13 protein-coding genes are annotated in these 18,699 nt (G+C 67.5%); 7 read left to right on the forward strand and 6 right to left on the reverse strand.

Features of this window, described 5'->3' with window-relative positions; genetic code table 11:
- Nucleotides 1-96: 96 nt before the first annotated feature.
- A complete protein-coding gene (locus QP045_RS11255; RefSeq protein ID WP_422515077.1) occupies nucleotides 97-1,065 on the reverse strand; it encodes a Gfo/Idh/MocA family protein in 969 nt (322 codons plus the stop codon).
- Nucleotides 1,066-1,298: 233 nt separating this feature from the next.
- Here QP045_RS11255 and QP045_RS11260 point away from each other — a divergent pair, with 233 nt between their 5' ends.
- The 6 genes from QP045_RS11260 (at nucleotide 1,299) to QP045_RS11285 (ending at nucleotide 9,357) form a co-directional block, all read left to right on the forward strand.
- Nucleotides 1,299-2,813 carry an acyl-CoA carboxylase subunit beta gene (locus tag QP045_RS11260; protein ID WP_422515203.1) on the forward strand — a complete coding sequence of 505 codons (1,515 nt, stop codon included), beginning with the start codon at nucleotides 1,299-1,301 and terminating at the stop codon, nucleotides 2,811-2,813.
- A complete protein-coding gene (locus tag QP045_RS11265) occupies nucleotides 2,794-3,618 on the forward strand; it encodes a hypothetical protein (protein ID WP_422515078.1) in 825 nt (274 codons plus the stop codon). The genes QP045_RS11260 and QP045_RS11265 overlap by 20 nt, the downstream gene beginning before the upstream one ends.
- The gene (gene mce, locus QP045_RS11270; protein WP_422515079.1) at nucleotides 3,612-4,028 is read left to right on the forward strand and encodes a methylmalonyl-CoA epimerase; all 417 of its coding nucleotides are present in this window, start codon (nucleotides 3,612-3,614) and stop codon (nucleotides 4,026-4,028) included. Before QP045_RS11265 ends, mce begins: the two co-directional genes overlap by 7 nt.
- Nucleotides 4,015-6,237: a methylmalonyl-CoA mutase gene (gene scpA, locus QP045_RS11275; protein ID WP_422515080.1), complete on the forward strand. Its 2,223-nt coding sequence runs from the start codon at nucleotides 4,015-4,017 to the stop codon at nucleotides 6,235-6,237. The genes mce and scpA overlap by 14 nt, the downstream gene beginning before the upstream one ends.
- Nucleotides 6,234-7,274: a biotin synthase BioB gene (bioB, locus tag QP045_RS11280; RefSeq protein ID WP_422515081.1), complete on the forward strand. Its 1,041-nt coding sequence runs from the start codon at nucleotides 6,234-6,236 to the stop codon at nucleotides 7,272-7,274. Before scpA ends, bioB begins: the two co-directional genes overlap by 4 nt.
- A gap of 85 nt (nucleotides 7,275-7,359) precedes the next feature.
- A complete protein-coding gene (locus tag QP045_RS11285; RefSeq protein WP_422515082.1) occupies nucleotides 7,360-9,357 on the forward strand; it encodes an acetyl-CoA carboxylase biotin carboxylase subunit in 1,998 nt (665 codons plus the stop codon).
- Nucleotides 9,358-9,359: 2 nt separating this feature from the next.
- Here QP045_RS11285 and QP045_RS11290 read toward each other — a convergent pair whose 3' ends face one another.
- Both QP045_RS11290 and putA read right to left on the reverse strand, forming a co-directional pair.
- On the reverse strand, nucleotides 9,360-9,755 hold the full coding sequence (locus tag QP045_RS11290) for an acyl-CoA thioesterase (protein WP_422515083.1): 396 nt from the start codon (nucleotides 9,753-9,755) through the stop codon (nucleotides 9,360-9,362).
- 80 nt (nucleotides 9,756-9,835) lie between these two features.
- Nucleotides 9,836-12,937: a bifunctional proline dehydrogenase/L-glutamate gamma-semialdehyde dehydrogenase PutA gene (putA, locus tag QP045_RS11295; RefSeq protein WP_422515084.1), complete on the reverse strand. Its 3,102-nt coding sequence runs from the start codon at nucleotides 12,935-12,937 to the stop codon at nucleotides 9,836-9,838.
- 134 nt (nucleotides 12,938-13,071) lie between these two features.
- On the opposite strand from putA, the gene QP045_RS11300 reads away from it, so the two are divergent.
- Entirely contained in the window at nucleotides 13,072-13,524 is a 453-nt protein-coding gene (locus QP045_RS11300) for an Lrp/AsnC ligand binding domain-containing protein (protein WP_422515085.1), read from the forward strand.
- A 3-nt stretch (nucleotides 13,525-13,527) separates the two neighbouring features.
- Here QP045_RS11300 and glgA read toward each other — a convergent pair whose 3' ends face one another.
- Genes glgA through QP045_RS11315 form a run of 3 tightly spaced genes read right to left on the reverse strand, consistent with a single transcriptional unit; the run spans nucleotide 13,528 to nucleotide 18,693 of the window.
- Nucleotides 13,528-14,964: a glycogen synthase GlgA gene (glgA, locus tag QP045_RS11305; protein ID WP_422515086.1), complete on the reverse strand. Its 1,437-nt coding sequence runs from the start codon at nucleotides 14,962-14,964 to the stop codon at nucleotides 13,528-13,530.
- Nucleotides 14,961-16,217 carry a glucose-1-phosphate adenylyltransferase gene (glgC, locus tag QP045_RS11310; protein ID WP_422515204.1) on the reverse strand — a complete coding sequence of 419 codons (1,257 nt, stop codon included), beginning with the start codon at nucleotides 16,215-16,217 and terminating at the stop codon, nucleotides 14,961-14,963. The genes glgA and glgC overlap by 4 nt, the downstream gene beginning before the upstream one ends.
- A 46-nt stretch (nucleotides 16,218-16,263) precedes the next feature.
- Entirely contained in the window at nucleotides 16,264-18,693 is a 2,430-nt protein-coding gene (locus QP045_RS11315) for a glycogen/starch/alpha-glucan phosphorylase (protein WP_422515087.1), read from the reverse strand.
- Nucleotides 18,694-18,699: the final 6 nt, after the last annotated feature.

The raw sequence follows: 18,699 nt of genomic DNA on the forward strand, positions 1-18,699 counted from the left end.
GGCCGATGCGGACCGAGGGCGGCCGCCCTTAAATGCAACACAGCGCGCGTACCCCGGGGTACGCGCGCTGTTTCGCTTTCCGGTTGGGGGGCGTGCTTACTCCTCGAACGCGCCGACTTCGGTGCGGCGGCCGAGCAGGAACGCGTCCGCCACGTGGCGGAACGGCGACAGGTCGACGTCGCTCTCGCGGCGGTCGAGCAGATCGGCGAAGCGGCGGTAGAGGCGGGCATATTCCGGCTCGTCGCCGACGTCCTGCTCCACGCCATCGACGTACATCTTTGAGGCACCCATCGACAGCTTCAGGTTGCCGCGGTCGGTCTCGACGTCGATGTCCCAGGTCTGGGGCCCGCGCTGGTCGAAGTCGAAGGCGACCTCCACCGGAATGCCCGCAGTGTCGGTGAACGACAGGTCGGCCGCAATCGGCGCCGGACGGTTCGACGGGAAGCGCAGCGCCGCCTCCTGCAGCAGCAGCGGGCGCGGCAGGATATGAGTGATGACGGACAGCGCGTTGATGCCCGGATCGAAGACGCCGATGCCCGGCTCCCAGATCCATGCCTGGCCCGGGTGCCAGACGCGCACGTCCTCCTTCCAGGTGACCTGCACGCGGCGGATGGTCCGCTCGGCCAGCCAAGCGCGCGCCGGCTCGACGCCGGCCGCCTCACGCGAGTGCCAGGTAGTGAAGAGCACGCGCCCTGCATCGCGCGCCAGCCGCACGAAGTCTTCCGCCTCGGACAGCGTCGCGGCCGGCGGCTTCTCGATCATCACGTCGAGGCCGTGCGAAAGCGCTTCCTCGATCAGCGCGAGCCGGCCGCGCGGCGGCGTGCAGATCGAGATCGCCTGCACATCCGGCACCGCCTGCATCATCTCTGCGATGGTGCGGTATCCGGGCACGCCCTCGGGCGGGGTGTGGCTGGTGACGGCCGCGACCAGCGCAAAGCGGCTGTTGGCGGCAAGATGCGGGATATGTTGGTCGCGCGCGATCTTGCCAATGCCGGCCAGCGCGATGCGGATCGTGCCGGCAGCGCCGTCGCCGCTGGTGGTGTTGGTATCCGGTGCCGTATTCAAACCGCGTTCCTCTCCGCTCCGGGCGCCATGTGACGGCTGCCCTGGTGAATAACTCAGACATATCGACGAGGGCGGCAGCGATCAATCGGGCGTCCGGTGGGTTGGCGCGCTTTTCGCACAGTGCATGCCCCTTGTTCCCTGCCCCCCGGGGCCGCTACCCTGCATCCGGGAACGCGCCCAGCCGCAGCGGCAAGGGGGTGCGCCCGGGTAAGGAGATGGGCTTGCTCACACAGATGCAGGAGCTGGAGCGGCGTCGGGCAGCGGCGCGTGCCGGCGGTGGCGAGAAGCGAGTCGCGGCGCAACATGCCAAAGGCAAGCTGACCGCGCGGGAGCGGCTGGACGTGCTGCTCGATCCCGGCAGTTTCGAGGAACTCGACATGTTCGTCGAGCACAATTGCGTCGACTTCGGCATGGAGACCCAGGTGATCCCCGGCGACGGCGTGGTGACGGGCTCCGGCACGATCAACGGCCGGCTCGTGTTCGTGTTCTCGCAGGATTTCACCGTGTTCGGCGGATCGCTGTCCGAGCGGCACGCTGCCAAGATCTGCAAGGTCATGGACATGGCGATGAAGGTCGGGGCGCCGGTGATCGGCCTCAACGACTCCGGTGGCGCCCGCATCCAGGAGGGCGTTGCGAGCCTCGGCGGCTATGCCGAAGTGTTCCAGCGCAACGTGCTCGCGTCGGGCGTGGTGCCCCAGCTCAGCCTCATCATGGGGCCGTGCGCGGGCGGCGCGGTCTATTCGCCGGCGATGACCGACTTCATCTTCATGGTGAAGGACTCGAGCTACATGTTCGTGACCGGTCCCGACGTGGTGAAGACCGTCACCAACGAGGTGGTGACCCAGGAGGAACTGGGCGGCGCGATCACGCACACGACGCGCTCTTCGGTGGCCGACGTGGCGTTCGAGAACGACATCGAGGCGCTGCTCGCCGCGCGCGACTTCATCGACCTGCTGCCCGCCTCGAACCGCGTCCCGGCACCCGAGCGGCCGACCGAAGATCGCTGGGACCGCGTCGAGGAGAGCCTCGACACCCTCGTGCCGCCGTCGGCGAACCAGCCGTACGACATGCATGAGTTGATCCGCAAAGTGGTCGACGAAGGCGATTTCTTCGAGGTGCAGCCCGCGCATGCCGGCAACATCCTGACCGGCTTCGGGCGGATCGAGGGGCGGACGGTCGGCTTCGTCGCCAACCAGCCGATGGTGCTCGCCGGGGTGCTCGACATCAACGCGTCCAAGAAAGCGGCGCGGTTCGTCCGATTCTGTGACGCGTTCGAGATCCCGATCGTGACCTTCGTCGACGTCCCCGGCTTCCTCCCGGGCGTCGCCCAGGAGCATAACGGCATCATCAAGCACGGTGCCAAGCTGCTGTTCGCCTATGGCGAGGCGACGGTGCCCAAGATCACCGTCATCACGCGCAAGGCCTATGGCGGCGCGTACGACGTCATGGCGTCCAAGCATCTGCGCGGCGATCTCAACTATGCCTGGCCTACCGCCGAGATCGCGGTGATGGGCGCAAAGGGCGCGGTCGAGATCATCTTCCGCGGCCGTACGCCGGAAGAGATCGCCGAGCACACCGCCGAATATGAGGCGCGCTTCGCCAACCCCTTCGTGGCCGCCTCAAAGGGGTTCATCGACGAGGTGATCCAGCCGCATGCCACCCGCCGGCGCATCGCGCTCGGCCTGCGCAAGCTGCGCGGCAAGAAGCTGGAGAACCCCTGGAAGAAGCATGACAACATCCCGCTCTAGGCGTCCGGCGGCACCTGCGCGGTCGGGTGCAGGAAGCCGGGTCCTTGCGACGACGATGGTGGCGGGGGTGACGCTGGGCGTCGGCGCGCTGCTGCTGTGGCCGCGCGAGGATGAGCGCGGTGCGCCTATCCAGGTCACGGCCGAAAAGCCCGCTTCCGTAGCGACTTTTGCCGCGCCCAGCGGCGTGCGGGCCCTGTCCGCCGCCCAGCAACTGGCGCTTGCCGCCCGGACGGTGTTCGGCCCGAGCGGCAAGGCGGCGTCGGTCCGGGACGGTGCCCAGCTTATCACGACGCCGGCGCGGCTGGTCTGGCGCGGCGACACTGCGGTGCTGATCAGCACGGCGGAGATGGTGGATGGCTGCCATGGATGCACCGGCGGGCTCGACATCGCCTATCTGAAGCCTGCGGGCGACCGCTTCACCCTTGTGCAGCGTTGGCCGGATGCCGTTCCGGGCTCGAGTTGGGGCGCACCGCCGGGCGAATGGTCGGTGTCCGACAAGTTCGGTGCCAACCCGGTGATCTATGCCAGCGGCGGCGGAACCTGGCAGGGCTATACCTGCAGTGTGTTCACGCTCACCGAACTCGGTGCGGGCGGTCCGGTCGGAATGGTGTCCGTGCCCGAGGGGTATGACGACAGTGGCGCGGGGACGACGCCTGCGACCACGCTCGAGGGCAAGATCGTGAATATCGTGCCGGATCGCGGATTTGATGTGAACTATACGGGTACCGAGAGCTTCACCGATCATTATGTCCGTCAGGGCGACAAATACGCCGCTCGTGGCGAGATACGGATGCGCACATGCTAGGACGAGTGAACCACGTCGGCGTCGCGACGCCCTCGATCGAGCAGTGGGCAGAGCGGTACCGCGTGCTGTTGGGCGCCGAAGCCGTCGGGGAGCCGTTCGACCTCCCCGCGCAAGGCGTGCGGGTCTGCTTCGTCGATGCGCCTAACACCCAGATCGAGCTGATCGAGCCGCTAGGCGAGGGGTCTCCGATCCACGGGTTCCTCGCCAGGAACCCGGCCGGGGGGCAGCATCACCTCTGCTACGAAGTGCCCGACATCCATCGTGCCAAGGCGTGGTTCGAGGAACAGGGGATGCGCGTCCTGGGCGAGCCCCGCATCGGGGCGCACGGCACGCCGATATTCTTCGTCCATCCCAAGGACATGGGCGGCGTGCTGACCGAAATCATGGAGAGCCCGCGTGGCGAACATTGAACCGGCGCAGCCGGGCGAGGATCCCGGCGTCGCCCCCGCTGACGGCGATCTTCCTGTAGGCGACGGGAAACCGACCCACAGTCGCGCGGACTGGGAGGCGCTCGCTGCCAAGGAAGTGAAAGGCCGCGACCTCGACTGGCACACGCCCGAGGGGATCACGGTCAAGCCACTCTACACGGCTGAGGACGTGACGACCGACCCCGGCCTGCCCGGTTTCGCGCCCTTCACCCGCGGCGTCCGCGCGTCCATGTACGCCGGTCGCCCCTGGACGATCCGGCAATACGCCGGCTTCTCGACCGCCGAGGAGTCGAACGCCTTCTACCGCCGCAACCTCGCGGCAGGGCAGAAGGGGCTGTCGGTCGCGTTCGATCTCGCCACCCACCGCGGCTATGACAGCGATCATCCCCGGGTGGTCGGTGACGTCGGCAAGGCGGGCGTTGCGATCGACACGGTCGAGGACATGAAGATCCTGTTCGACGGTATTCCGCTCGACCAGATGTCCGTCAGCATGACGATGAACGGCGCGGTGATCCCGGTGCTCGCGTTCTTCATCGTCGCGGCGGAAGAGCAGGGCGTCGCTCAGGAGAAGCTGGAAGGCACGATCCAGAACGACATCCTCAAGGAGTTCATGGTCCGCAACACCTATATCTACCCGCCCGAACCGAGCATGCGGATCATCTCGGACATCTTTGCCTATACTTCGACGCACATGCCGAAGTTCAACAGCATCTCCATCTCCGGCTATCACATGCAGGAGGCCGGGGCGACGCAGGTGCAGGAGCTTGCCTTCACCATCGCCGACGGCATGGAGTATGTCCGCTACGGTGTCGCGTCGGGCCTCGACATCGACAAGTTCGCCGGGCGTTTGTCGTTCTTCTTCGCGATCGGCATGAACTTCTTCATGGAAGTGGCGAAGCTACGGGCGGCGCGCGTGTTGTGGCACCGTGTGATGACGCAACTCGGCGCCAAGGACGAGCGCTCCAAGATGCTGCGCACCCATTGCCAGACCTCCGGCGTGTCGCTGACCGAGCAGGATCCCTACAACAACGTCATCCGCACCACGATCGAGGCGATGGCCGCGATGCTGGGCGGGACGCAGAGCCTGCACACCAACGCGCTGGACGAAGCGATCGCGCTTCCCACCGACTTCTCCGCCCGGATCGCCCGCAATACTCAGATCGTGCTGCAGGAAGAGACGGGGATGACCAAGGTCGTCGATCCGTTGGGCGGCAGCTATTATGTGGAAAGCCTGACCCAGCAGCTGGTCGATCAGGCTTGGGCGATCATCGAGCGCGTCGAGGCGGAAGGCGGCATGGCCACGGCGGTGGCCGCCGGCTGGCCCAAGGCGATGATCGAGGAGGCCGCCGCCGCCCGCCAGGCGCGCGTCGATCGCGGCGAGGACGTGATCGTTGGGGTCAACAAATACCGGTTGGAGAGCGAGGACCCTCTCGAGACGCTGGAAGTCGACAACACCCGCGTTCGCGAGGGCCAGATCGCCCGCATCAGCCGCGTCCGCGCCGAGCGCGACGAGGCCGCCTGTGACGCGGCGCTCAAGGCGCTGCGGGAAGGTGCCACCGGCGACGCGAACCTGCTTGCGCTTGCGATCGACGCGGCGCGGGCACGCGCCACGCTGGGGGAAATTTCCGCCGCGATGGAAGCGGGCTTCGGCCGCTACCGCACGCAACCGGTTCCTGTCCGCGGGATCTATGGCGCCGGCTATGGCGAGGATCGCCGCTGGGCGCAGGTGGTGGAGGGCGTTCGTGCTGTCGAACAGCGCATGGGTCGCAAGCCGCGGATGCTGGTCGCCAAGATGGGCCAGGACGGCCATGATCGCGGCGCCAACGTGATCGCCTCCGCATTCGGCGACATGGGGTTCGACGTGGTGTCCGGTCCGCTGTTCCAGACGCCCGACGAGACGGTGGTGCTCGCGATCGAGAGCGGGGTGGACGTCGTCGGCGCCTCCAGCCTGGCGGCAGGGCACAAGACGCTGATCCCCGAACTCATCCGTGGGCTGCGCGAGGCCGGACGCCACGATATCAAGGTTGTGGCCGGCGGCGTCATCCCGCCGCAGGACTATGACTATCTGCGCGACGCGGGCGTGCAGGGCATTTATGGACCCGGCACCAACGTGGTCGAATGTGCGGCGGACGTGCTGCGCCTGCTTGGCCACAACATGCCACCTGCCGGACTCGAGGACGCCGCCGAATGATCGAAACCCTGGAACGCCTCCAGCCCGCGACCGCGCCGGCGGTGCGCAACGACTGGACTCATGCAGAGATCGCGGCGCTGTTCGAGCTGCCGTTCCCCGAGCTGCTGTTCCGTGCCGCCGAGGTCCACCGCGCCAGCCATCGCGCCGACGAGGTCCAGCTTTCCACGCTGCTGTCGATCAAGACCGGCGGCTGCCCGGAGGACTGCGGCTATTGCAACCAGTCCGTCCATGCCGAGACGGGGCTGAAGGCGACCAAGCTGATGGACGTGCGCGCCGTGCTGCAATCGGCGGCGCAGGCGAAGGACAATGGCTCGTCCCGCTTCTGCATGGGCGCTGCGTGGCGCAACCCCAAGGACCGCGACATGCCCGCCATCATCGAGATGGTGAAGGGCGTACGGCAAATGGGCATGGAAACCTGCATGACGCTGGGCATGCTGACGCCGTCGCAGGCCGCGCAGCTCGCCGATGCCGGTCTCGACTATTACAACCACAACATCGACACGTCGCCCGAACGCTATGGCGAGGTCATCACCACCCGCAGCTTCCAGGAGCGGCTCGACACGCTGGATCACGTGCGGGAAGCCGGCATCAACGTGTGCTGCGGCGGCATCGTCGGCATGGGCGAGACGCGGGAGGACCGCGTGAGCTTCATCCACGCGCTTGCCACCCTGCCACAACACCCCGAGAGCGTGCCGGTCAATGCGCTGGTGCCGGTGAAGGGCACGGTTCTGGGCGACATGCTCGCCGACACCCCGCTCGCCAAGATCGACGATATCGAGTTCGTGCGTACCGTGGCGGTCGCCCGCATCACCATGCCGGCCAGCATGGTGCGGCTGTCGGCTGGGCGTGAGAGCATGTCGGACGCCACCCAGGCCTTGTGCTTCATGGCCGGTGCCAACTCGATCTTCACCGGCGACAAGCTGCTCACCACCGGCAATGCCGGTGATGACCGCGACGCGGCACTGTTCGCGCGTCTTGGGCTCCGGCCGATGCAGGTCGACGCAGCGGTCGCGGAGGAGGCGTGCGGATGCTGCTGATCCGGATCGCCGGCGTCGGTCGCCATATTCCAAAATTACCGACCGGTTGGCGTTCGTTACGCGCCAGCTACAAATAGGACCTCGCATGTTCACCAAGATCCTTGTCGCCAATCGAGGCGAAATCGCCTGCCGCGTGATGCGCACCGCCAGGCGGATGGGGATTGCAACCGTTGCGGTCTATTCCGACGCGGACAGCGACGCTCCCCACGTCCGGATGGCGGACGAGGCGGTGCGGTTGGGACCAGCACCTGCGGCGGACAGCTATCTGCAGGCAGAACTCATCCTGCTCGCGGCCAGGGAAACCGGCGCCGACTGCATCCACCCGGGCTATGGCTTCCTCTCCGAACGCGCCGACTTTGCGCGCGCCTGTGCCGAGGCGGGCATCGCCTTTGTCGGTCCGCCCCCGGCCGCGATCGCGGCGATGGGCGACAAGATCGAATCCAAGAAGCTCGCCAAGGCGGCAGGCGTCAACGTCGTACCCGGCTTCCTGGGAGAAATCGCCGATACCGAGGATGCGGTGCGGATCGCCGGGGAGATCGGCTATCCCGTGATGATGAAGGCATCGGCCGGCGGCGGCGGCAAGGGGATGCGGCTCGCCTGGTCCGAGGCGGACGTGCGCGAGGGGTTTGAGGCGACGAAGCGCGAGGGGCTGGCGAGCTTTGGCGACGACCGCGTGTTCATCGAGAAGTTCATCCAGAGCCCGCGCCATATCGAGATCCAGGTGCTGGGCGACCAGCACGGCAACATCGTCTACCTCGGCGAACGCGAGTGCTCGATACAGCGCCGCCACCAGAAGGTGGTCGAGGAAGCCCCGTCGCCGTTCGTCACGCCGGAGATGCGCCGCCGCATGGGCGAGCAGGCCGTCGCCTTGGCGCGCGCGGTCGGCTATTTCTCGGCCGGCACCGTCGAGCTGATCGTTTCGGGCGCCGATCCGACGGGCGAGAGCTTCTACTTCCTGGAAATGAACACCCGGCTCCAGGTCGAGCATCCCGTGACCGAGGAGGTCACCGGCCTCGACTTGGTCGAGCAGATGATCCGCGTCGCAGCCGGCGAGCCGCTTGCGTTCACCCAGGATGATGTGAAGCTCACCGGCTGGGCGATCGAGAACCGGGTCTATGCCGAGGATCCGTATCGCGGCTTCCTGCCTTCCACTGGCCGCCTGGTCCGCTACCGCCCACCGCCCGCGCGGGACGGCGTGCGCGTGGACGACGGCGTTCGCGAGGGTGGCGAGGTCAGCATCTATTACGACCCGATGATCGCCAAGCTCATCACCCATGCCGACACGCGAGAGGCGGCGATCGACGCGCAGATCCATGCGCTCGACCGGTTCGAGATCGACGGGCTGGGCACCAACATCGATTTCCTGTCGGCGCTGATGCAGCATCCACGTTTTCGCGAAGGTGCGCTGACGACCGGCTTCATTGCCGAGGAGTTTCCGGAGGGCTTCACGGGAGCGGCGCCTTCGCCCGAGCTGCAGCGTCAGCTTGCGGCAATGGCGAGCGTTCTCGACACCACGCTCGCGGCGCGGGGTGTGCGGATCGAAGGGCAGTTGGGACAGCCGCTGGTGCCGGCGACCGATCGCGTGGTCACATTGGGGGACGCGCGCTTCGAGACGCGGGTCGAGCCGTTCGAGGGCGGGCAGCTGGTACGCTTCGCCGATGGGGATACGATCGAGCTGGTCGGCCACTGGCGGCCGGGGGAGCCGCTGTTCGCGGCAACGCTCAACGACGAGCCACTGGTGGTGCGGGTCGCACGCGTGCGCGGTGGCTGGCGCCTCACGGCGCGCGGTGCCGTCCACTGGCTGAGCGTTCTTCCCCCGCATGTGGAGGCGCTGACCCGCCACATGATCGAGAAGACGCCGCCCGACCTTTCGCGGGTGCTGCTATCCCCGATGCCGGGGCTTCTCACGCGCCTGCACGTCGAGAGCGGCGATCCGGTGGAAGCCGGACAAGCGCTCGCCGTGGTGGAGGCGATGAAGATGGAGAACATCCTGCGCAGCCAGAAGGCGGGCATCATCAAGATCATCCACGCTACCGAGGGTCAGAGCCTGACCGTGGACGAGATCATCCTGGAGCTGGAATAGCCTCAGCCTGCGAGAAAGGGTGCCGCCACCTCGGGCGGCACCCGCAGGATCCGCGCGGTTTCCCGGTCGACGATCGCCCAGGTGGTCTTGGCCTCGACTCGCACGCGGCCATCATCCCCCAGGAAGCGCATGTGCCGGTCGAACCGGGCGCCTCGCGGCGGTTCGGTAACCCAGGTTTCGGCGGTCACACTCTCCCCCTCGCGGACGTTGCCGCGGTAATCGATCTCGTGCCGGGTCACGACCCAGAGGTAGCGCTGCTGGTGTTCGGGCGGGGCTACGGCTTCCCAATGCGCGGTGGCCACGTCCTGGATCCAGCGCACCCAGACCGCATTGTTGACGTGCCCGAGCTCGTCGATGTCGGCCGGGGTGGCGGTGATGCGGACGGTGAAGGGCGCCATGGCTGGTTCCTACCAATGCAGGCGCCCCGCCGTCGAACCACGCGCACTGCGCGGGACGACGGCTGCCGCCCCGTTCAGGCTTACAGGTTCAGCAGCGCGGGGTCGCCCCCCTGCGCGGTGATGTTGACCGAAACGGCACGTTCGGTCGCATAGCGCAGCAGCGCATGCGGCCCGCCGGCCTTGGGGCCGGTGCCCGACAGCCCCTCGCCGCCGAACGGCTGCACGCCCACGACCGCGCCGATGATCGAGCGGTTCACATAGACGTTGCCGGCCGGCACCAGGTCACGGACCTGCTCGGCAAAATGCTCGATGCGGCTGTGTACGCCCAGCGTCAGCGCATAGCCGGTGGCGGCGAGCTGACGGCCGATCGTCTCGAGCTCGTCGGCGCGATAGCGGTAGATGTGCAGGATCGGGCCGAACACTTCCTTGCCCAGGAAGTCGGCACGCGGCACCTCGGCGAGCACGGGGCCGAAGAAGTTGCCGCGTGTGCCCCAGATGCCTGGATCGACCCGCTTGAGGATTGTTGCCTCGCGTTCCAGCCGGGCAGCGTGCTCCTCCAGCATCGCCTGCGCCTCGCCGTCGATCACCGGTCCCACATCGGTGGCCGCATCGGCAGGGTCGCCGACCACCAGCGTATCGACCGCACCCACCAGCGTCGCGATCAGTTCGTCGGCCGACTCTTCGGGCACGAACAGCAGCCGCAGCGCCGAACAACGCTGCCCCGCCGACCCTAGCGCGGAGACGATGACGTCGTCGACGACCTGTTCCTTCAGCGCAGTCGTGTCGACGAACATCGCGTTCAGGCCGCCGGTCTCCGCAATGAACGGGAGGATGGCGCCCGGGCGGTTGGCGAGCTGGCGATTGATTGTCCAGGCGGTGTCGGTGCCGCCGGTGAAGGCGACGCCGTGCACCAACGGGTGGCCGACCAGCGCCGCCCCGACAGTGGCGCCGTCCCCCGGCAGCAGGGCGAGCAGGTCCGCGTCCAGCCCGGCGCGATGGAACAGGCGGATCGCTTCGGCCGCGACCAGCGGGGTCTGCTCTGCTGGCTTCGCGAGCACCGCATTGCCGGCCGCGAGCGCGGCGGCAATCTGGCCGGTGAAGATCGCCAGCGGGAAATTCCACGGGCTGATGCACACGAACGTCCCGCGCCCGCGCAGCTCCAGGTGGTTGGTCTCGCCGACCGGCCCGGTGAGCGGCTGCAGGCCGGAAAACTGCTTTTCCGCGAGGTGCGCGTAATAACGGCAGAAATCGACCGCCTCACGAACTTCGGCAACGCCGTCGTTGAGCGTCTTGCCCGCTTCCCGCGACAGCAGCGCCACGAACCGGTCCATTTCCGCCTCCAGCGCGTCGCCCATCGCGCGCAGCACGACGGCACGGCCGGCCCCGCCCTTGCGATCCCAGGCGGGCTGCGCCGCACGGGCGGTGCGGGCGGCGAGGTCGATGTCCTCGGTCGTCGCTTCGCTCACCGCACCGATCAGGCGGCTGCGATCGACCGGGCTGGTCATCGGCTGTGGCCCCTTGCCGGCACGCAGCACGCCGCCGACGATCGGGCCTGCCGAGATGGTGTCGGCGGCGCCGAGCTCGGCCGCCTGACGCGCGGTCGCGCGCTCGCTGTCCCGGCTATAGTCGCGGCCGAGCGGGTTGCGGCGGGTGGCGCCATAGATGTCGCCGGGCAGCGGCAGACGCAGGTGGCGTCCGGGCTGCGCCTGCACCGCCGCGATCGGATCACCCACCACGGTTTCAGCAGGCACCCGCTCGTCGAGCAGCGCGTGGACGAAGCTGGTGTTCGCGCCGTTCTCAAGCAGGCGACGGACCAGATAGGGCAGCAGTTCTTCGTGCCCGCCCACCGGCGCATAGGCGCGCAGCGTGAAGCGGTCGCCGGCCGAGCGGTACAGCGCCTCGCCCATGCCGTGCAGCCGCTGGTGCTCGATCCGCACCCCGGCCCGGTCCGCCATCCGCCGCACTGCTGCCAGCGTATGGGCGTTGTGGGTCGCAAACTGCGGATAGAGGCTGGGGGCGGCGCGGATCAGCTGGTCGGCGCAGACCAGATAGGAGAGGTCGGTCGCGGGCTTGGTCGTGAACACCGGATAGTCCGGGCGGCCGCCGACCTGCGCGCGCTTGATCTCGCTGTCCCAATAGGCGCCCTTCACCAGCCGCACCATGATGCGGCGGCCGCTCGCCTGCGCCAGCGCCTCGAGCCCCGCGATGACGGCGCGGCCGCGCTTCTGATAGGCCTGCACGACCACGCCCAGCCCGGTCCAGTCCCCCAGCTCCGGCTCGCGCACCAGCCGCTCGATCAGCTTGAGCGACAGCACCAGTCGCTCCGACTCCTCGGCGTCGATCGCGAGGTTGAGGTCGTATTTCGCGGCGATCTTCGCCAGCCGCACCATGCGTGGGTAGAGTTCCTCCCACACCCGCGCTTCCTGCACTGCCTCGTAGCGGGGGCAGAGCGCCGACAGCTTGACCGACACGCCATGGCCGTCCTCGGGCTTCAGTCCGGTGCCGCGCGCCCGGCCCACCGCCTCAATCGCATCGGCATAGATGCGCTCATAGCGTTCGGCGTCGGCGGCCGTGCGGGCGCCTTCGCCCAGCATGTCGAACGAGCAAAGATACCCCTCGCGCTTGGCGCGGGTGAGTGCGCCCTCGATCGTGCGGCCGAGCACGAACTGCTCGCCCATCATCTTGACCGCGGCGCCGACCGCCTGGCGGATCACCGGCTCGCCAACGCGCGCCGCGAGCCGCTTTGCCCAACCGGACAGGTCGCGCCGCGCTTCCTCGTCCACGTCGATCAGCTTGCCGGTCAGCATCAGCCCCCAGGTCGAGGCATTGACGAACAGGCTGTCGGAGCCGCCGAGATGGCTCGCCCAGTCGGCCGATCCGATCTTTTCGGCGATCAGCCGGTCGCGGGTCTCGGCATCGGGCGTGCGCAGCAGCGCCTCGGCCAGGCACATCAGCGCCAGCCCTTCCTTGGTGCCCAGCGAGAATTCCTGGAGGAAGCTCTCGACCACACCCTGCTTGCGGGTGGAGGCGCGCGCGGCCTTCACCAGCGCGACCGCATCCTTGCCGATCTGGCTGCGCTCCTCCAGCGACAGGGGGACGGCGCGCAGCAGGTCCGCGACCGTCTCCTCCTCGTCCTGGTACTGGAGGGCGTCGAGGTGGTTCCAGTCAAACGAACGAAGCATTCGGCTCTCCGGCGGGCAGAAGGTCTTTCAGGTTGCTTCCGGAGCTATGCGAAACACCACCGATTGTGCTTTGCATTTTGACGGGCCATGCCGAATTCCCGGGCCTTAAAGGCGGATTTGCCGAAGGATCTTCGATGGACGCAATGGATCGCAAGCTGCTGCGCGTGTTGCAGGAGGATGGGCGCATCACCAATCAGGCGCTGGCCACCCGCTGCGGCCTGTCCCCCGCCGCCTGCTTCGATCGGGTCAAGCGCCTGCGCACGAGCGGCGTCATCCTCGGCTATACCGCGCTGCTCGATCCCGAGCAGCTGGACCGCGCCCTGATGATCTTCGTCGAAGTGCTGCTCGACCGCACCACCGACGACGCCTTCGCAGCCTTTGCCGAGCATGTCCGGCGTGTGCCCGACGTGCTGGAGTGCCACATGGTCGCCGGCGGCTTCGACTATCTGCTGAAGGTGCGCGTCGCCGACATGGCCGCCTATCGCGCGTTCCTGGGGGACACGCTGGTGGCGATGCCCGGTATCCGGGAGACGCGAACCTACGCGGTGCTGGAGGAGGTCAAGGCGACGACCCGGCTGCCGCTCTAGGCGTCAGCCGAGCAACTGCCGGTACAACGCCGCATAGCGGGCGCCGCTGTTGTCCCACGAAAAGTCGGCAGCCATGCCGCGGCGCTGGATCTGCCGCCAGCGCGCCGGTTCGCGATGCAGCGCGATCGTGCGGGCGATGGCGCTGCGGAGCGCCTGGGGCGTGACGCCGTCGAACTGCACTCCCGTGGCGACTCCGGCGTCCAGTGCGGCAACATTGGCATCGATCACCGTGTCGGCCAGTCCGCCGGTCCGCGCCACCACCGGCACGCAGCCATAGGCGAGCCCATAGAGCTGCGTGAGGCCGCAGGGCTCGAACCGAGAAGGGATCAGGATCGCGTCAGCGCCGCCCTGCAGCAGGTGGGACAGCGGCTCGTCGTAACCGATCTCGACACCGATGCGGCCGGGATGGCGCGTCGCGGCGTCGCGGAACGCCTGTTCCAGCCCAGCATCGCCGGACCCCAGCATCGCAAGCCGTCCATCCATTGCGATGAGGTCGTCGAGCAGGCCGGCAAGCACGTCCATGCCCTTTTGCCAGGTAAGGCGGCTGATGACGGTGAAGATCGGCCCCGCGCCAGAGAGGCCGAAACGCTGTTCGACTGCCAGCTGGTTCGCGATCCGGGCCTCAAGATTGTCGGCGCTGTAGCGCGCGGCGAGCAGCGGATCGGTCGCGGGATTCCACACGGCGGGATCAATCCCGTTGAGGATGCCGGTCACGCGATCGCCCCGCGATGCGATCAGCCCCTCCAGCCCCATGCCGAACTCGGGCCTGCGGATTTCCTCCGCATAGGTGGGGCTGACGGTGGTGATCGCGTCCGCGGCCCATAGCCCTGCCTTCAACAGGCCGACCGAGCCGTAATATTCGACGCCTTCAATGCCCCACGCCTGCGGCGGCAGGCCCAGCTGCCCGAACACGCCGGCATCGAAGCTGCCCTGGAACGCGATATTGTGGATGGTCAGCACGCTTGGAACACGGCGAGCGTTCTGAGCGAAGTGCAGATAGGCCGGGGCGAGCCCCGCCTGCCAGTCATGCGCGTGGAGCAGGTCGAAGCGCTGGTTGCCGACCTTGCCCGACGCGAGGTCCGAAGCGGCACGCGACAGCGCAGCGAAACGGCGCCAATTGTCCGGCCAGTCGCGCCCCTGCGGATCGCCATAGGGACCGCCGTCGCGCGCGAATAGCGCTGGCGCATCCAGCACCAGCAGCGGCTGTTCGCCGAGCATCCCGGCAAACAGCCGCGCCTCCGCTCCCAGCAGATCGGGCCAGCGGTGCACGACCTCCGCGCCGCCGACATGCGCGAGCACCCTGGGATAGCCGGGGAGCAGCGTGGTGGTGGCGATGCCGTGCGGCGCCAGTGCATCGGGCAGCGCGCCGACCACATCGGCGAGCCCGCCGGTCTTGACCAGCGGATAGGCTTCCGACGCGACCGACAGCGCGTGGATCATGCCAGGCGGTCGATCATCGGCTGGGTGATCAGGCACACCCCGTTCTCGGTCCGGCGGAACCGCTGGGCGTCGAGGATCGGGTCCTCACCCACCACCAGCCCGTCCGGGATGCGGACGCCGGCATCGACCACGACCTTGGTCAGCCGCGCATTGCGCGCGATGTGACAGCGCGGCAGCACCACGGCCTGGTCGAGCATCGCAAAGCTGTGGGCACGCACCCCGGTGAAGACCAGGCTGTTGTGGATCGACGCGCCAGAGATGATGCAGTCGCCCGAAATGAGCGAGCTGATCGCCTCGCCGCGGCGACCTTCCGCATCGTGGACGAATTTGGCCGGCGGGGTGACCTCCGAATAGGTCCATAGCGGCCAGCTGCGATCATAAAGGTCGAGCTTGGGCACCACGTCGGTCAGGTCGATATTGGCTTCCCAATAGGCGTCGACCGTTCCGACATCGCGCCAATAAGCCTCCCGCTCCTCGGGCGCGCGCACGCAGGAGTCGGAAAAGCGATGCGCCACCGCGTTCCCGTGCCGGACGAGGTAGGGAATGATGTCCTTGCCGAAGTCGCGGGCCGACCCGGGATCGGCGGCATCCCGGCGCAGCTGCTCGATCAGCAGCGCCGTGTTGAAGACATAGATGCCCATGGATGCGAGCGCGACGTCCGGACGCCCCGGCATGGCCGGCGGATCGGCGGGCTTTTCCACGAAGTCGGTAATGCGGCTCTGGTCGTCGACTGCGATGACGCCGAAGCCGCTCGCCTCGAGCCGGGGTACCTCCATGCATGCGACCGTCACGTCAGCGCCGGTTTCGCAATGCTGCTGGAGCATCAGCTCATAGTCCATCTTGTAGATATGGTCGCCGGCCAGGATGACCATGTACTTCGGCGCATAGCTTTCGATGATGTCGATGTTCTGGAAGACGGCGTCGGCGGTGCCCTCATACCATTGGAATTCGCTGATACGCTGCGATGCCGGAAGAATGTCGAAGCCTTCGTTGCGCTCGGCCCGCAGGAAGTTCCACCCGCCCTGCAGGTGGCGGATCAGCGAATGCGCCTTGTACTGCGTCGCGACCCCGATCCGCCGGATGCCGGAGTTGATCGCGTTGGACAGCGCAAAGTCGATGATCCGGGACTTGCCGCCGAAATAGACCGCCGGCTTGGCGCGGACATCGGTCAGTTCCGCCAGGCGGCTGCCGCGTCCGCCGGCCAGCACATAGGCCATAGCGTCGCGTGCCAGCGGCTGCCCGCGCCTCTCGATCATCGTGTCTCTCCCGTCGGCTTTTGTTGTTATGGTTTCAGAACGCTCAGCCAGGCGTTCCGGTTCTCTGGGGCAGGGCAGGTACGTGCCAGATGTCGCGCGCATATTCGCGGATGGTTCGGTCCGATGAGAACCAGCCCATGCCCGCGACATTGCGAATGGCGGCCGCGCCCCAGCGTGCGGGGTCGCTCCATCGACGGTCCACCTCCCGCTGGGCTGCCGCATAGCTGTCGAAGTCGGCCGCCACGAAGAAACGGTCCTGGTCGTAGAGCTCCTGTACCAGGCCCGCATAGCGGCCCGGATCGTCGGGCGAAAAGACGCCGGAGGCGATCGCGGACAGCGCCTGGGCGAGCGGCGGTGAGCGGTCGACCCACTCGCGCGGATGATAGTTGCGGCTGCGCTCGGCGACCTGCTCGGCGGTGAGGCCGAAGATGACGATATTCTCGTCGCCGACCCGCTCCTTGATCTCGATATTGGCGCCGTCGAGCGTGCCGATGGTGAGGGCGCCGTTGAGCGCGAGCTTCATGTTGCCGGTACCCGACGCCTCCATGCCCGCGGTGGAGATCTGCTCCGATAGGTCGGCCGCAGGCATGATGCGTTCTGCCAGCGAGACATTGTAGTTGGGCAGGAACACTACCTTCAGCAGGCCGCCGACCGCGGGATCGGCGTTGATGCGTCGCGCGATGTCGTTGGCCAGCTTGATGATGAGCTTGGCGGTCCAATAGGTCGGTGCCGCCTTGCCCGCGAACAGCTTGACCCGGGGGACCCAGTCGCGCTCTGGATGGCTGCGGATCTGGTCATAGAGCGCTACTGTCTCGACGAGGTTCAGCAACTGGCGCTTATACTCGTGGATGCGTTTCACCTGGACGTCGAACATGGCGTCCGGGTCGAGCGACAGCTCCATTTCGGCCTTGATGTGCTGGGCCAGCGCCACCTTGTTGGCGCGCTTCACGCTCGCGAACCGCTCGCGGAAGCCCGCATCCTCGGCAAAGGGCGCGAGCAGCGACAGCTTGGCTGCGTCATCCTTGAACGCCGGGCCGATCGCGTCGGCGATCAGGCGGGTGAGCCCCGGGTTGCACTCGTGCAGCCAGCGGCGCGGCGTGATGCCGTTGGTCTTGTTGTTGATGCGGTCGGGATAGAGGCGATGAAGGTCGGCAAAGACCGTCTTCTTCATCAACTCGGTATGCAGCGCCGCCACGCCGTTGATGCTGTGCGCGCCGGCAAAGGCGAGGTTGGCCATGCGCACCCGGCGCTCGCCACCCTCATCGATCAGGCTGATCGCGGCGATGGCACGGTCGTCGATCCCAGGCGTCTCACGCGCTTCCTTCAGCAGCTTGGCATTGATGGCATAGACCAGTTGCATGTGCCGCGGCAGCAGCCGCTCGAACAGCGGCAGCGGCCAGCTTTCCAGCGCTTCCGGCAACAGCGTGTGGTTGGTGTAACCAAAGGTCGCCCGCGCAATGTCCCATGCCTCGTCAAACGGCACCTCGTACTGGTCGAGCAGCAGCCGCATCAGCTCCGCCACCGCCACCGCCGGGTGGGTGTCGTTGAGCTGGATGGCGGCCTTCTCCGGCAGGGTCGTGATGTCGCCGAAATATTGCAGGTGCCGCCGCACGATGTCCTGGATCGACGCGGAGGAGAAGAAATACTCCTGCCGCAGCCGCAATTCCTGGCCTGCGGGTGTCGAGTCCGCGGGATACAGCACCCGGACCAGCGTCTCGGCGGCGACTTGCCCGGAGAGCGCGCCCTGATGGTCGCCCGCATTGAACTGGTCGAGCCGGATGGGATCGAGCGCGCGTGCGGTCCACAGGCGCAGGGTGTTCACCCGCCGGCCGCGCCAGCCGACCACCGGCGTGTCGACGGCGATCGCCTCCACCGCTTCGGCCGGCTTCCAATGGGCGCGGCCCTCCTCGTTGCTGGTGACCTCGCCGCCGAAGCCGACCAGATAGGCGCTTTCCCACCGCTCGAATTCCCAGGGGTTGCCATAGGCGAGCCAGGTTTCGGGAAGTTCGACCTGCCAGCCACCATTGATCCGCTGGCGGAACATGCCGTTCACATAGCGGATGCCATAGCCATAGGCCGGCAGGCCCAGGCTCGCGAGGCTTTCCATGAAGCAGGCTGCCAGCCGCCCCAGCCCGCCGTTGCCCAGCGCGGCATCGGGTTCGATCTCCTCGATCTGGGTCAGGTCCACGCCCAGCGACGCAAGCGCATCCCGCACCTCGGCATCGCGGCCGAGGTTGGCGAGCGTATCGCGCAGCAGCCGGCCGATCAGGAACTCCAGGCTGAGGTAATAGACCCGCTTGGCCCCGGCCGCATGCGCCTCTCGCGTCGACTCCATCCAGCGATCGATGATGTCGTTGCGCAGCGTCAGGATCGTCGCGGCCATCCAGTCGTGCGGGTGTGCTGCCCGCTCGTCCTTGCCGATGCGATGTTTGAGCGTGTCGACGATCTGCGCTGCGAGCGGGGAATAGGTCATGGAAAT

Origin of the sequence: Sphingomonas sp. 3-13AW, from assembly GCF_049311085.1 — a bacterium.
In the GTDB taxonomy this organism is placed as follows: domain Bacteria; phylum Pseudomonadota; class Alphaproteobacteria; order Sphingomonadales; family Sphingomonadaceae; genus Sphingomonas.